The 15,238-nt window shown below is 43.1% G+C and carries 11 protein-coding genes; 6 read left to right on the top strand and 5 right to left on the bottom strand.

Going from position 1 to position 15,238, the window contains the following annotated elements:
- The first annotated feature begins 73 nt into the window (after positions 1-73).
- Positions 74-1,909, top strand: coding sequence for a translational GTPase TypA (gene typA, locus O4M77_RS11335; protein ID WP_004785176.1), 1,836 nt, complete (start codon positions 74-76; stop codon positions 1,907-1,909).
- Positions 1,910-2,061: 152 nt separating this feature from the next.
- On the top strand, positions 2,062-2,505 hold the full coding sequence (gene mscL, locus O4M77_RS11330) for a large conductance mechanosensitive channel protein MscL (protein WP_159123684.1): 444 nt from the start codon (positions 2,062-2,064) through the stop codon (positions 2,503-2,505).
- A gap of 99 nt (positions 2,506-2,604) precedes the next feature.
- On the opposite strand, the gene O4M77_RS11325 is transcribed toward mscL, so the two are convergent.
- Positions 2,605-2,889: a peptidylprolyl isomerase gene (locus O4M77_RS11325; RefSeq protein ID WP_004785172.1), complete on the bottom strand. Its 285-nt coding sequence runs from the start codon at positions 2,887-2,889 to the stop codon at positions 2,605-2,607.
- A complete protein-coding gene (gene mutM / locus O4M77_RS11320) occupies positions 2,886-3,746 on the bottom strand; it encodes a bifunctional DNA-formamidopyrimidine glycosylase/DNA-(apurinic or apyrimidinic site) lyase (protein ID WP_180012165.1) in 861 nt (286 codons plus the stop codon). The genes O4M77_RS11325 and mutM overlap by 4 nt, the downstream gene beginning before the upstream one ends.
- Positions 3,747-4,129: 383 nt before the next feature.
- Here mutM and O4M77_RS11315 point away from each other — a divergent pair, with 383 nt between their 5' ends.
- From O4M77_RS11315 to O4M77_RS11305, 3 genes are all read left to right on the top strand, one after another.
- A complete protein-coding gene (locus O4M77_RS11315; RefSeq protein ID WP_323713472.1) occupies positions 4,130-5,392 on the top strand; it encodes a carbohydrate porin in 1,263 nt (420 codons plus the stop codon).
- A 104-nt stretch (positions 5,393-5,496) separates the two neighbouring features.
- Entirely contained in the window at positions 5,497-6,606 is a 1,110-nt protein-coding gene (locus O4M77_RS11310) for an NADH:flavin oxidoreductase/NADH oxidase (RefSeq protein WP_166139114.1), read from the top strand.
- A gap of 58 nt (positions 6,607-6,664) precedes the next feature.
- Positions 6,665-7,591, top strand: a complete 927-nt coding sequence (locus tag O4M77_RS11305; RefSeq protein WP_159123688.1) for an AEC family transporter — start codon at positions 6,665-6,667, stop codon at positions 7,589-7,591.
- A gap of 72 nt (positions 7,592-7,663) precedes the next feature.
- Here the strand turns inward: O4M77_RS11305 and O4M77_RS11300 are convergent, their stop codons facing one another.
- From O4M77_RS11300 to O4M77_RS11290, 3 genes are all read right to left on the bottom strand, one after another.
- Entirely contained in the window at positions 7,664-8,461 is a 798-nt protein-coding gene (locus O4M77_RS11300) for a tetratricopeptide repeat protein (RefSeq protein WP_159123689.1), read from the bottom strand.
- 273 nt (positions 8,462-8,734) lie between these two features.
- Positions 8,735-9,460: a YgfZ/GcvT domain-containing protein gene (locus O4M77_RS11295; protein WP_159123690.1), complete on the bottom strand. Its 726-nt coding sequence runs from the start codon at positions 9,458-9,460 to the stop codon at positions 8,735-8,737.
- Positions 9,461-9,575: 115 nt separating this feature from the next.
- Positions 9,576-11,738, bottom strand: coding sequence for a multicopper oxidase family protein (locus O4M77_RS11290; protein WP_323713471.1), 2,163 nt, complete (start codon positions 11,736-11,738; stop codon positions 9,576-9,578).
- A 745-nt stretch (positions 11,739-12,483) separates the two neighbouring features.
- On the opposite strand from O4M77_RS11290, the gene acnD reads away from it, so the two are divergent.
- Complete coding sequence (acnD, locus tag O4M77_RS11285; protein ID WP_159123692.1) at positions 12,484-15,090, top strand: Fe/S-dependent 2-methylisocitrate dehydratase AcnD; 2,607 nt, start codon at positions 12,484-12,486, stop codon at positions 15,088-15,090.
- Positions 15,091-15,238 lie beyond the last annotated feature (148 nt).

Here is a 15,238-nt window from a genome sequence, read left to right as displayed (position 1 = left end):
ACAAACAGTCACTGTCAAAAGTTTGTATTTTTCTGTATAATTTGCCCTCAAATTTAAAACGTATCGAATTTACATGTCAGATATTAAAACTCTCCGTAACATTGCCATTATCGCGCACGTCGACCATGGTAAAACCACTCTTGTAGACAAACTTTTGCAACAATCAGGTGCTCTCGGTGATCGCGCGGGTGAGATCGAGCGTGTCATGGATTCGAACGCGTTAGAATCTGAACGTGGTATTACCATTCTTGCAAAAAACACTGCAATCAAGTGGTTAGATAAACGTACAGATACAGAATACCGTATTAACATCGTGGACACCCCGGGACACGCCGACTTTGGTGGTGAAGTTGAACGTGTAATGTCGATGGTTGACTGCGTACTGCTTCTTGTAGATTCACAAGAAGGTCCTATGCCACAAACCCGTTTCGTAACGCAAAAAGCGTTCGCGCGTGGTTTGAAACCAATCGTAATTATCAATAAAGTTGATAAACCAAGTGCGCGTCCAGACTGGGTAATCGACCAAGTCTTCGACCTGTTCGACAACCTTGGCGGTACTGACGAACAGTTAGACTTCCCAGTAGTTTATGCTTCTGGTCTTCGTGGTGTTGCTGGTCCTTCTCCAGAAGAACTTGCTGACGACATGACTCCATTGTTCCAAACAATCGTAGACATCGTTGAGCCACCAGCAGTTGACGTTGACGGTCCATTCCAGATGCAAATTTCATCTTTGGACTATAACAGCTTCGTAGGTGTAATCGGTGTTGGTCGTATCCAGCGCGGTTCTGTAAAACTGAACACTCCTGTGACTGTCATCGACAAAGAAGGCAAAACTCGTAACGGCCGTATCTTGAAAATCATGGGTTACCATGGTCTAGAACGTGTTGATATTGAAGAAGCTTCTGCAGGTGATATCGTTTGTGTAACTGGTATCGATGCACTGAACATTTCAGATACAATTTGTGATCCTAAAAATGTTGAAGCGCTTCCAGCACTTTCTGTAGATGAACCTACAGTGTCTATGACTTTCCAGGTGAACAACTCTCCGTTCGCTGGTAAAGAAGGTAAATTCGTAACTTCACGTAATATCCGTGAGCGTCTTGACCGCGAATTGATCCACAACGTAGCACTTCGTGTTGAAGATACTGACAGTCCTGACCGTTTCAAAGTATCTGGTCGTGGTGAGCTTCACCTTTCTGTACTGATCGAAAACATGCGTCGTGAAGGCTTCGAGCTTGGTGTATCACGTCCGCAAGTGATCATGAAAGAAATCGACGGTCAAATGCAAGAACCGTACGAAAACGTAACGTTTGACGTTGAAGAACAGCACCAAGGTTCTGTAATGGAACAAATGGGTCACCGTAAAGGCGAAATGACCAATATGGAAGTTGACGGTAAAGGCCGTATCCGTATTGAAGCAACTGTTCCTTCACGTGGCTTGATCGGTTTCCGTTCTGAATTCATGACCATGACTTCTGGTACTGGTATCATGACTTCAAGCTTCTCGCACTACGGTCCTGCTAAACAAGGTACTGTTGCGAAACGTCAAAACGGTGTACTGATTTCTATGGTTCAAGGTACTTGCCTGGGCTATGCACTGTTCACACTTCAAGACCGTGGTCGTCTATTTGCTAAACCACAGTTAGAAGTTTATGAAGGTATGATCGTAGGTATCAACTCACGTTCTGACGACATGGTGGTTAACCCAACTAAAGCGAAACAGTTAACTAACGTACGTGCGTCTGGTACTGATGAAGCATTGACTCTTGTTCCAAACCTTGAATACACGCTAGAACAAGCGCTTGAATTCATTGAAGATGACGAGCTAGTTGAAGTAACACCTAAGTCAATCCGTATCCGTAAACGTTACCTGACTGAAAACGAACGTAAACGTAACCGTTCTAAATAAGACCGGTCACTGATACGAAAAAAGCCGCTGAATCAGTTCAGCGGCTTTTTTATTGGGTAGAAATTACATACACTTAATAAATTAGTTTTAAATAGAAATCCCTAACTAATGTATAATCCATCACAAAATTGTATAAAAATACTGGTGACTTTATGAGCATTATTCAAGAATTTAAAGAATTTGCGGTAAAAGGCAATGTCATGGATCTCGCAGTGGGTGTGATCATTGGCGGTGCTTTTGGTAAAATTATCGATTCTATGGTGAAAGATATCATCATGCCTGTCGTGAGCTGGATCTTGGGTGGTGATGTTGATTACTCTAACTGGTTTGTCGTGTTAGGCGATAATCCAAATAATGTGACCAATCTGGCTGAAGCACAGGCAGCCGGTCTGAATGTCTTTGCTTATGGTAATTTCTTGACCATTCTCATTAACTTCCTGTTATTGGCATGGGTTGTATTCTGGTTGGTGAAACTGATGAACAAACTGCGCCGTGATAAAGCAGAAGAAGCAGCGCCTGAACCTGAAGCGACTCCGGAAGATATTGCATTGTTACGTGAAATTCGTGATGAGCTAAAAAAACGTCCGGAAGCTTAAGCTTTTGGAGTAAATAAAAAAACGGCGTATAAGCGCCGTTTTTTTATTTTCTGACCTCTCCCTAACCCTCTCCTGAGAGGAGAGGGAACCCTAAAGGAATTAAAAATCCATCCGAAACTTAATTTCGACCAAATGAAAACCGAACTGACTTTTGATTGGGCCATGTAGAACATGTTCTGCAGCAGTAAAGACCAGTTTATCAATCACTGGAACAAGTTGGCCTTTTTTCACTTCACCGAGTTCACCACCACGTTTGGCAGAGTTACAGGTCGAATATTGTTTGGCAATCTTAGAAAAATCTGCACCTGCCAGAATCTTCTTCTTAAGCTGTTCAGCCGTATCTTTATCCTTCACCAGAATATGACGGACAATCGCAGTCTTCATGATTTCTTACCTCGTACAGCAGCCACACGCTTAGGTGAAAGCTTTACCTTTTTTAGCGGCTGGCATTCAGGACAATAGACGGATGCGCGCTGGCCGAGCTTGATATTTTCCAGTGTCGTTTCGCAGTTCACGCACATTTCTCCTGCACGGCCATAAGCCAACAGCGTCTGTTGGAAATAACCATTTTCTCCCATAGCATTGGTGTAGTCGCGTAAGGTAGAACCACCTAAGTCAATCGCCTGTTTTAAAATACGCTTGATCTCAACCACCAGTTTTTCAATCTGTTCGAAACTCAAACTTGAGGCTGGCTGGGCTGGATGAATACCCATATTGAACAGGCTTTCAGTTGCATAGATATTGCCTACGCCGACCACGAAATGGTTATCCATAATTGCAACTTTGGTGCCAACGTTTTTATTTTTTAGTTTTTCAAATAGATATTCGGCATTAAAAGCATCGCTTAATGGCTCCGGCCCAAGCGTATCAATCAGTTTGCTTTGTGATTGAGCGTCTAACCAGAGAATACAGCCGAAACGGCGCGGATCATGGTAACGCAGCTGGATCTCTTCAAACTGGATAATCAGATGATCATGCTTGCGCAATTCTTCATTGGCTTCACACAAGCGAAAGCTGCCTGACATACCCAGATGCCAGAGCATCGTATCCTGTTCAAATTGCGCCAGAATATATTTGGAACGACGCGTAAGCTGAATCAGGCGCTGTCCTTGCAGACGCGCGAGATCATCAGGAATCGGCCAACGTAAACTAGGCTGACGCACTTCAACTTTTAGCACTTGCTGATTAAGAAGGGGAAGGAGGCTGGTTTTGGTGGTTTCAACTTCGGGTAATTCAGGCATAACACTTAGCAGCTAATATCATGAGGCTAATATTGGGCGTTTTAAGTCTGAATGCAAGTCCTGTTTGAATAGAAGTTATAAGCAGGACATTCAAAAATATTTTAACAATTGGTTAAAAAATAAACTTTAATATTGAGATGGTTTCAGATCCAAATAATAAAAATAGGAAGTATATTGTTTGATTTTTAGTATTTAACTTACTGAAAAATATAAATTCTATAGAATTTATTGTTATATAAAACATCTTTTCTTATAACTTAAAGTTTTACCAATAATAAAAAAAATGCTGCGTTTTTAAGTGAAAAGTTATGTAACGTTCTGTATCAAGTCATACAGGGCATGCATCAGGCTGCCTTTACTCTCTCCATATGTTTAGGTTTTATATGAAAAAGTTAAGTCTAGCTTTATTGCCATTGATGGCAGCTATGACCTCTGCTCAGGCTGAGTCTGCATTTGATTCCCAAGGACAGTACCTATTAGGCGACTGGAATGGAAAACGTACTGAACTTGCTCAACAAGGCATCAAGTTTGAAGCAAACTTGCTGACAGATACAGCGTATCTGGCTGATGGCGGACGTAATGAAGGGGCTGATCCTCTAACTTCTGCACAGTTATGGTTGGGTACACAGTTAGACATGGAAAAACTGGCTGGCTGGGATGGCGTAACTGTTCGTGCAGTGGCGACTGCGCGTCAGGGTCAAAGTACATCGGTACGTGATTTACAAGGTGATGCAGCTCAATGGGCCAATGTTCAAGTGACATTTGGCCGTGGTAACCAGGACAGCCGTTTAACCGAACTTTCAATTGAAAAGAACTATAAGGATCAAGGACTGAGCATTAAAGCTGGTCGTCTGGGTCTCGGTATGGACTTTAATGTGATGGCCTGTGATTTTGCCAGTACAGCATTTTGTGCTGCGCAGATGGGTAAATGGCAGGGCAATATCTGGATGAATACCCCAGTCGCACAATGGGGTGCACGTGTAAAACAGCAGTTAAATCCTGAAGTTGCTGTACAAGTCGGTGTTTATGAATTTAATCCTGATAACGGCAATGGTGCTAAAGAAGGTCAGGGCTGGAGTCTGGATACCGACAATGCTGATGGCGTGACGATTCCTGCAGAAGTGATCTGGACACCAAAATCATTAGTAAATGGTTTGCCTGGCAGCTATCGTGTAGGCGGTATGTATAACACTGCTGATGATGTTGCCAACCAGAAAGATGTTGCGACAGGTGAAGGAAAAAACCGTACCTTTGCGGGCTGGTTAGCTGTAGAGCAGCAATTGACTTCAACGGGTAATGACCGTCAGGGTTTACACTCATTCGCTAACTTTACCTGGCATGATCGTGATACCAATAAAGTAGATAATTCACAACAGTTGGGTCTGAAATATATTGGTCTGGTGGATAGCCAGCCGAATGATATATTGGGTTTAGCGGTTAACCGTGTACATGTAAATGACCGCTTTGCAGATTCACGTCCAATTTATGATGCGAGTGCCGAATACAATATCGAACTCAACTACAGCTATAACGCAACAAAATGGCTGATGCTACGTCCAAACCTGCAATACGTTATAAATCCGGGATCTAGCAATCAAGTGGATAATGCATTGGTGTTAGGTTTGACTACACGAGTGATCTTCTAAAAAGAATTTAATCACGTTATAAATAAACAGGCTCATCAGAGCCTGTTTTTTATTTTTTGGTAAAAAGTTCTGAAAAGCCACTTCACAAAAAGAGGGAATACCGCGTGTCATTACTATTTCAGCCGGTTCAGTTTGGATCATTGCAACTTAAAAATAAAATTGTGATTGCCCCGATGTGTCAGTACTCTGCAACCGAGCAAGGTGAAATCACTTACTGGCATGAACAACAATGGGCCAATTATGCCTTATCCAGTGCAGGTCTTTGCATTGTGGAAGCCACCGCTGTACAACCTGAAGGTCGCATCAGTTATGCCGATTTAGGGCTTTGGAATGACCAGCAGGCCAGTCAGATCAAAACCTTACTGCAAAAGGTCAAGTCAATTTCTCCTATGCCTTTTGCAATACAGCTTGCACATGCAGGCCGTAAAGCCTCTACAGATAAACCTTGGGGTGGCAAAGGGCAGTTCGCCCCAGATCATTCACTCGGCTGGCAAACTGTCTCTGCCAGTGATATTCCTTTCCAGGCTCATGAACATCCACCCAAGTCTTTAAGTGTTGATGAAATCCAGCAAGTGATTCAGGATTTTGCAGCCAGTGCCAAGCGAGCGGTTGAAGCAGGCTTTGAATTGATTGAACTACATGCAGCACATGGTTATCTATTGCATCAGTTCATGTCACCGTTATCGAATCATCGTCAGGATCAATATGGCGGTTCATTTGAAAACCGTATTCGTCTGACGCTTGAAGTATTTGAAGCAATAAAAGCCGCCGTACCAGAAGGTTTTCCAATTGGTGTTCGTATCTCAGCAACGGACTGGATGGATAGTGTAGAAAGTTGGGATGTAGAATCTTCAGTCGAACTATCCAAAGCACTAGAGAAGCTAGGTGCAGTCTATATTCATGTTTCGAGTGCAGGTTTACATGTAGATCAGAAAATTGATGTACATCCGAATTATCAGGTCCCTTTTGCTGAAGCGATTAAAAAGGACGTGAATATTCCAGTCATTGCTGTGGGTTTGATTACCGATGCACAGCAGGCAGAAGGCATACTGGAGTATAAACAGGCTGATGCGATCGCGATTGCACGTGCCTTGCTTTATGATCCACGCTGGCCTTGGCATGCCGCAGTAACGCTGGATGAAAAAATAGCAATTTCTCCACAATATTTACGTTCTGCACCGCATGGCTTAAATCAGTTGTTTGAATCGTTTTAAGGCTATTTTTTCTTAGAAAGGCTTATAATAACGCATCTCAAACAACAGGACATTTCATATGATTATTGCGGTAATTGTGCCCATATTTTTATTATTGGCACTAGGTTACCTGAGTGTGAAATGTCAAATTCTAAAAAAAGAACAGGTCGAAATGGTAGGGGCCTTTGTCATCAAAGTGGCCTTGCCGTTACTGTTCTTCCAGTTTCTAGCCTCTAAAGATCTGCATGAAATCTGGTATTTTGAATACTTTGCGGTCTATACCTCTGTCACTTTATTACTTTATGGTTTCAGCTTCTGGCTGATGCGCCGTCAGTTTCAGAATACCTCTTCACATAGCGCTGTTCTGTCCTTGGGGGCAGCGATGTCCAATACCGGATTGATCGGTACAGCAGTACTCACTTTATTGGTGGGACAGCATGCAATGACCTATACCTCACTGGTGGTCATTATTGAAAGCATGATTCTGATTCCGATGGTGTTGATCCTGGCTGCACTTGGTACACAAAATCAAGCTAATCTGGGTAGTCTTGTGAAAAGTACCATTCTGATGCTGTTCAAGAACCCTTTATTTATGGGGGTGATGTTGGGTATGGCCTGTGCGATTTTTGAAATTCGCCTGCCAATTTATCTGGACCAGGTCTTTGCCATGATTGGACAGACTGCCTCACCTTTGGCGCTGTTTGCGATTGGTGGCGGAGTCGTGGGCATGAGCCTGAAATATGTGAATCTGCAAAGTTTCTATTTGGTATTTTCCAGCAATATCCTGATGCCGATCCTGATGTATCTAGGTCTTAGTCGACTGACTCACCTGAGTCAGGAAATGATCTATGCTGGGACTTTGATTGCAGCACTGCCTATGCCAACGATTTTCGGTATGTTAGGACAAGCATACGGCCTCAATGAGCGAACCTTAACCCCTTTATTGATGAGTACTATCGCAGGTTTTGTGGTTGCCAGTGGACTTATTACTTTGTGGTGGAGTTAAACAAGCTGACTTACAAATCTATATCCCATAAAAAAGCTCCAATAGGAGCTTTTTTATTTTGATTAAGTCTGATCAACTTTTTTTGGCAGGTGCTTTTTTCTGTTCAGCAATCATTTTATCCACTGCTGCTAGAGATTCTCTGGCCTTAGGAATATTTTCCTGTGCCAGGGCCGCAAAGATCTTTTTCGCTTCAGGCAGGTTTTGCGCAACAATACTACCGTTGGCAAACATATTGCCAATCGCCATCAGGGCGGGGATATAGCCTTTTTTCGCCAGATCCTGAATACTGCTCAAGCCTTGCTGGATCGGCTTTTCATTCTTGGTTTTAAAGCCGTTGCTGATGTCATATAAGGCTTTGGCATGAATGGCCGGCATATTACCCTTGCTAATCAGAGGCTGTAATTTTTTCAAAGCCTGCTGGTCAGAAGCTGTTGTACCTTCAGCAAATAAAAGTATAGCTAGATCTACGGTTGCTTCATCGAAATTGGCTGCCGATGCACGTTCCAGGTATTGTTTGGCTTTGCCCAAATCCTGCTTAAGGCCTAAAGTACCACCGGTATAATTCTTGCCCAGTACATAGTTGGCCACTGGATAACCTTTGCTGGCGGCCTGCTCATATAGCTGAATAGCCTTTTTTTCGTCCTTGGCAGTGCCTTGGCCAGTTTGCGTTAAATAGCCTAAGTTATAGATAGCCTGTGCATTTCCCTGGCTGGCCAGTTTGCTTAAAGCATCGTAGGCACCCTTGAAATTCTTGGCATTCACCATCTCTTCAATTTTGGCAAATTGAGGGTCAACTGGGGCATTTGAAGTGTTTGCTAGGGCAAATTGGCTGGACACTGCAAGAATTGCAGCAAGTACTAATTTTTTCATTGTTCCGATAACCTTAATTTTTCTAACACCTAATTCCATGGTGCGATTTTTGTCGTTTTCATCTACATCATAAGACGATTTCAGGCTTTGTAAATACTGAATATGTGACTAATTACAAATTATTTGAGAATCATATAGGAGATGAATCAATAAAAGCGTGCTCGGTTTAAGGTGTGTTTTATTCAGTCAATCTTTGTCTATTTAATTGTTTAGCCTAATAAAAATAAAAAAGCCAGAATTGAATTCTGGCTTTTGCATCAAGATAACAGGTTATTATTGTGGACGTGCCACATCACCACTTAAAGCTTCAGGCAATTCCAGAACTTGTACATCCAGCTCAGCCAATGCTTCAGGTTTGGCAACTACCAAAGCCTGATAACCCTCATCTGTACCAATGCTATTGACCACTTCGACGTCATTGTGCAGCTTGGTCGCAACAGCAGGTGCTTCACCTGTACCTTGAATCAAATGCAACCAGTGTTTTGGCTTGGCTTTGAACCATAAGCGAGCAATCACTTCCTGACCCAGATAACAGCCTTTGTCATAGTGAATGCCTTCACGTTGATGAAGACGCAATTCCTGTGGCTGGAACAGGGTCGCAGTAGTTGCTTGAATCCAAGCCTGACCTGAAGCAATAGCTTGCTGTTGCCAAAGGGTAATATCCGTTTCAGTTTCAACAAAATCAGTCTGGATATCATTAATAACTGGATAAACCGGGCCAACCTGTTCCAGTTTCATTTTTGAAAATGCACCAAACTTTTTAATATGGCTGGCCAGTTCTGCTGCCTGATCTTCAGGGCTGACAATTTCAAAGCTTTCCGGATTAATTTTTTTCAACCAGATACCGAACTGGATACGTCCTTTCAAGCTGCAGATCGCTGTATAGCGAGTCAGGTTTTCAGCCAGAGTTTCGACATTTAAAGTGACTTGACCCTGAAGGAATTTTTGCGCATCTACTCCATTCAGCGTAAATAAGGTAAAAGCAGGAGATGTTGCCATGATCAGCCTCAGTTTGAATACTAAAAATCAATCAAGCTATTGTGCAGCAAGCATTTAATAGAGGCAAACAAAAAAGCCAACAATCGGGATCATTGGCCTTTTCAGGAGTGTCTAATTAGTGATGATGAGACGAGGTTGGCAAAGGTGAATCACAAGGGAATTTGCCTCCACAGACCCGTACCGTTTCCATCATGCCCTGATCTTCATGATCGAGGATATGACAGTGCTGTACAAAATCACCTTCAAATTTCTTGTAATGACTTCGAAGAATAAATTTATAGTTCGCCTTGATAAACAGGGTATCCTTGAATTGTCCTTTCATACCACGATATTGCACATCATCTGTATCATTATCATCAGGCGCTAATTCACTCACATCAACTTCTTTAGATTCGCCATTAGGACCAGTGACAGTTTTTAAGATTTTAACAATCTGGAATGGATTAACATGAATATGGAAAGGGTGGCCACCAAAAGCTTCGGTTGTCAGTTCCCATTCATCCGTTTGTCCAATTTGTAACTGACGTACATATTCACGATCCGGATCTTTGGCATGTGTCCGACCGACTGATCCTTCGCCATCAAATGCATCTCCAAAACTGAGTAAGTCACCATTTTCTTTATGGCGGAAGCCAAATTTAAGACCATTTGCGAAAGCCAGTTCAAATTTACTGTACTGTTTTGGTCTGGAAGCGACCAGCTTGTCAATTGCAGGAGTCATTAGGGATGGATGATCGGTAAAGGCAGTAAGATCAAGTTTGGATAACTGAGTCTGAATCTCTTTGCTTAAACCAATTTTTTTCGCGCGCTCTTGCAGGAACTGGGCAGGAGTCTGCGCTTTTGTTTTGCTTGCCTGTACATTGACCCATCCCAGTAGTTGGGCATTGAAAGGGTGGTTTGGAGCTAGTTGAGGAGTAATTTGACCCGTTGGGATCGGTGCATTCACTTCATCCTCAATATTTAATTTGGAGTCATAAATACAGTATTTATTGGTGGTTGGGAAGGTAACCATTGCATCATGACGATAACCAGGCTGGAACACAGACAGTGTTCTGCGCTGTACCTGAGTCATGGTCAAACCATCTTGAGCAATCGTATAAACAGGTAAGCTTTTTAAACTCTCATTAAACTCTTTTGGATCTGCTTCCTGATATGCCAGACAGGCTTTAAGGGTGTCTGCGGCGCTAAATTTACTGGAGTTTGGCAGTTCTTTAATAATCAAACCAATGGTGTCGCGTACCCCCCCATGAATCATGCGCCAGCGATTAAAAGCATTCTGTTTAACTTTGATCTCCCCTAAAACTTTACCATTGATAGACGTATAAAAGTTCTGGCCGGCCCAAGAGCCAGGATTAGCGATATCTGTATAATCTTCAAGTAATCCTAAGCCTTTACCTTCGCAATTGTTGGGAATATCGAATTTTACATCCGGGTCAGGGTTAGAGCATCGATATTGAATTTGCTGGAATAGCAGGATGTTTTCATTTGGATAGCTATTTTTTTCTTTCCATAAAATGTCCATATCGCCTGTTTCAGTGACTTTGCCATTTTTTACTTTTGGTGTTCTTGAGCCTTCTACAATTAATGGGCCTGCCATACCGCTCGATACCTGAATAGCTGTTGAGCCATGCAGATGGGCATGATACCAGTAGGTTCCTGCCGGATGATTCGGCTCCATTTTGTACTGATAGTCAAATTTTTCCTGAGGTTTAAATTTCAGGAAAACATTATCACTATTGCCTTGAGGGCTTACCCAGAAGCCATGAGTATGCAGGTTGGTGGTATTAAAACAATGTGGATCGTTTACATTATCCACTCTGTCTGGGCAGGTGGCTTTCTGTTCAGGTGGAAGCTGGTTATTGAGGTTAATTTTCAGGGTTTCACCTTGTTTGACCCGGATCTGCGGACCAATTAAAAGGTCTTCAACAGACTCTCCAGCTTTTTTCTTGTTAAACAAGCTGGCATTAGTGAGATAACCTCTGACGAACAGTTGATCCCACGTACTATTTCTCGGATTGTAAATCTTGCCGGTTTTATAAGCGACGATCAGTTCATGGGTGCCCTTGGAATTTTTTTGCAATAGGGGCGGATTGCTAATCAAAGTATCGGGTGCTGTTGGAGAAGGTTGTGGATTGTTGGGATTATTGGGAGTGGTAGGTGGGTTAGGGTTGTGGGAAGTTGGCGGTTTAGGATTGGAGGGATTTTTACCTCCATTCCAGCTTGCTGCCAGTACAGCGATCACTGCAGCAACGATACCAAGAATGGCGAGTTGTATCATTGTAATCACCCTTATGTGCTTTTGTGATGAGTGTTGTTGTGAAGTAATTCGAGGGTAGATTTACAAAGTTGAGATACAGACTGTTATCACCAAATTAGGGGGAGGGCGACAGACGGTAAGCTAAAATGACGTGTGTAAAGTATTTTAGATAGGGATGCGTTTTATAAGCTCATGTTTATGAATCATTGTCCTATAAATATTTAACGTATTTCTAAAATTGTAAGAAAGTCTTAAAAAATATATGGAATTGAGAATGTAACTTATTTCGGGGTATGTCTAACCTGAAAAATGATTTTTTCGCCTACACTCATCGAGCCATATCTGCAATGAAATTTACCATTTTCGGTTAAGAGTTATGCTTAACACTGAAATAAAAAAATATAGATTCAGTTTTTTATTAAATGAGCTATTTCTAAAATTAAAAAATTCTAAGCTTTGATTTCATATGAAATTTATCCTTAAACTCATTCCAAGAAATTGATTATTTTTTATGCTGTTATCAACATCTCATACTAAAGAATGAGACAGATTTAGGCCTATTTTTCAGAAAAAATGCAATTTAGAGTCAAAATTCTAAAGTATGGGTCAGTAATTTTGGTAAAAATACCATTTTTAGTATTTAAGCTTTTGAAAATTATAAGATTTGGGAAATAGACTTTCGACAGCGTACAATGCCTTTATTAAAAAACAAGTCATCAAGATATTTTGATGAATAAAAAGAGTAATGAAAGAGGGCAGGCAAGCTATGAACAATAACTACCGGAAACCGTTGCAAGGTACCCAGCTGGAATATTATGACGTGCGTCAAGCCGTAGAAGATATTCAGCCAGGCGCATATGCCAAACTTCCTTATACATCTAAAGTGCTGGCCGAGCAGCTGGTACGCCGTTGCGACCCTGCGATTTTAGAACAGTCTTTACGCCAGTTGATTGAGCGTAAACAGGAACATGATTTTCCTTGGTATCCGGCGCGTGTAGTGTGTCATGACATCTTAGGGCAAACAGCACTGGTCGATCTTGCCGGTCTGCGTGATGCGATTGCCGATCAAGGCGGTGATCCGTCTAAAGTCAATCCTGTGGTGCCGACCCAGCTGATCGTCGATCACTCGCTGGCAGTCGAATATGGCGGCTTCGATCCGGATGCATTTGAGAAAAACCGCGCGGTAGAAGATCGCCGTAACGAAGATCGTTTCCATTTTATTGAATGGACCAAAACCGCTTTCGAAAATGTCGATGTAATTCCTGCGGGTAACGGCATCATGCACCAGATCAATCTGGAAAAAATGTCACCAGTCATTCAGAACCGTGATGGCGTGGCATTCCCGGATACCTGTGTGGGGACTGACTCGCATACTCCACATACGGATGCGCTAGGCGTGATTTCAGTCGGTGTTGGTGGATTAGAAGCTGAGAACGTGATGCTGGGCCGTGCATCATGGATGCGTTTGCCAGACATTATCGGTGTCGAACTGGTAGGACAGCGTCAGCCGGGCATTACCGCAACGGATATTGTTTTAGCTCTAACCGAATTCCTGCGTAAAGAACGTGTGGTTGGTGCTTATCTGGAATTCTTCGGTGAAGGCGCAGACAGCATGTCAGTCGGTGATCGTGCCACGATTTCCAATATGACCCCGGAATATGGTGCAACTGCAGCCATGTTCTATATTGATCAGAACACCATTGATTATCTGACGCTGACTGGTCGTGAATCTGAACAGGTCAAACTGGTTGAAACCTATGCGAAAGAGATTGGTCTGTGGTCATCAGAAATGACTCAGGCAGAATATCCACGTGTATTGCGTTTTGACCTATCGACTGTCACCCGTAACATCGCTGGTCCATCCAATCCACATGCGCGTGTATCAACATCTGACCTGAAAGAAAAAGGCATTGCGGGTGTGGTAGAAAACCGTACGGATGGCTTAATGCCAGATGGTGCAATCATCATCGCGGCAATTACTTCGTGTACCAATACGTCTAACCCACGTAATACCGTGGCAGCAGGCTTGTTGGCACGTAAGGCTAATGAACTTGGTTTAGTGCGTAAACCGTGGGTGAAATCATCTTTTGCTCCGGGTTCTAAAGCAGCGGCGTTGTATCTGGAAGAAGCAGGCGTACTAAAAGATCTGGAAAAACTGGGCTTTGGTATTGTGGCGTATGCTTGTACCACCTGTAACGGGATGTCGGGTGCGCTTGATCCGAAGATTCAGCAGGAAATTATTGACCGTGACCTGTATGCCACTGCGGTATTGTCGGGCAACCGTAACTTCGATGGTCGTATCCATCCTTATGCGAAGCAGGCATTTTTAGCATCTCCACCGTTAGTGGTCGCATATGCAATTGCCGGTACGATCCGCTTTGACATCGAGAAAGATGCCTTAGGCACAGACAAAGACGGCAATCCGATTTACCTGAAAGACATCTGGCCATCGGATGAAGAAATTGATGCTTTGGTGAAAGAATCGGTAAAACCAGAGCAGTTCAAGAAAGTTTATATTCCGATGTTTGATCTGGGCGAGCGTGAGCAGGCAGCAAGTCCGCTGTATGACTGGCGTCCGCAAAGTACTTATATCCGCCGTCCGCCATACTGGGAAGGGGCATTGGCTGCACCGCGTACTCTGGCAAATATGCGTCCGTTAGCCATCCTTGGCGATAATATTACTACCGATCATTTATCTCCATCGAATGCGATTGTGTTGGATTCGGCAGCAGGTCAATATCTGGCGAAAATGGGCTTGCCTGAGGAAGACTTTAACTCGTATGCAACGCACCGTGGTGATCACCTGACTGCACAGCGTGCAACCTTGGCGAATCCGAAGCTGTATAACGAAATGGTGGTGCGTTCCGACGGTACCATTAAGCAAGGTTCTAAAGCACGTGTCGAGCCGGAAGGTGAAGTGATGCGTATGTGGGAAGCGATTGAAACCTACATGAACCGTAAGCAGCCGCTCATCATTGTTGCAGGTAAAGATTATGGTCAAGGTTCAAGCCGTGACTGGGCTGCGAAAGGTGTGCGTCTGGCAGGTGTAGAAGCGATTGTGGCTGAAGGCTTTGAACGTATTCACCGTACGAATCTGGTCGGTATGGGTGTACTTCCACTTGAGTTTAAGCCGGGTACAGATCGTAAAACTTTGAAGCTGGATGGTACTGAGCTATATAGCGTGATCGGTAATATTGCGCCACGTTCGACTTTGACTCTGGTGATTGAGCGTGCGACTGAAGAGGGTAAGAAACAGACCATTGAAGTGCCGGTAACTTGCCGTCTGGATACTGAAGAAGAAGTTTCTGTCTATGAAGCGGGTGGAGTATTACAGCGCTTTGCACAGGATTTCTTGGAAGGGAATGTGGCTTAATTTTTCTAGTTACTAGTAAAAATCTCCCCTAACCCCTCTTTTCTAAAGAGGGGAACTCCCTCCTTTTTTAAAGGAGGGTTGGGGTGGATTAAAGAGGAAGAGTTAGTTAGCGATCTAGAACTAAGAATTGAAAAATTAGGAACCTCAA

This window comes from Acinetobacter sp. YWS30-1 (assembly GCF_033558715.1).
Taxonomy (GTDB): domain Bacteria; phylum Pseudomonadota; class Gammaproteobacteria; order Pseudomonadales; family Moraxellaceae; genus Acinetobacter.
Note: the sequence above shows the minus strand (reverse complement) of the source record. Positions and strands in the feature narration are given on the sequence as shown.

Coding starts and splice junctions, on each gene's coding strand:
- mutM (WP_180012165.1), bottom strand. CDS start 3,746: ATGCCTGAATTACCCGAAGTTGAAACCACCAAAACCAGCCTCCTTCCC.
- O4M77_RS11300 (WP_159123689.1), bottom strand. CDS start 8,461: ATGAAAAAATTAGTACTTGCTGCAATTCTTGCAGTGTCCAGCCAATTT.
- O4M77_RS11315 (WP_323713472.1), top strand. CDS start 4,130: ATGAAAAAGTTAAGTCTAGCTTTATTGCCATTGATGGCAGCTATGACC.
- acnD (WP_159123692.1), top strand. CDS start 12,484: ATGAACAATAACTACCGGAAACCGTTGCAAGGTACCCAGCTGGAATAT.
- mscL (WP_159123684.1), top strand. CDS start 2,062: ATGAGCATTATTCAAGAATTTAAAGAATTTGCGGTAAAAGGCAATGTC.
- O4M77_RS11295 (WP_159123690.1), bottom strand. CDS start 9,460: ATGGCAACATCTCCTGCTTTTACCTTATTTACGCTGAATGGAGTAGAT.
- typA (WP_004785176.1), top strand. CDS start 74: ATGTCAGATATTAAAACTCTCCGTAACATTGCCATTATCGCGCACGTC.
- O4M77_RS11325 (WP_004785172.1), bottom strand. CDS start 2,889: ATGAAGACTGCGATTGTCCGTCATATTCTGGTGAAGGATAAAGATACG.
- O4M77_RS11290 (WP_323713471.1), bottom strand. CDS start 11,738: ATGATACAACTCGCCATTCTTGGTATCGTTGCTGCAGTGATCGCTGTA.
- O4M77_RS11305 (WP_159123688.1), top strand. CDS start 6,665: ATGATTATTGCGGTAATTGTGCCCATATTTTTATTATTGGCACTAGGT.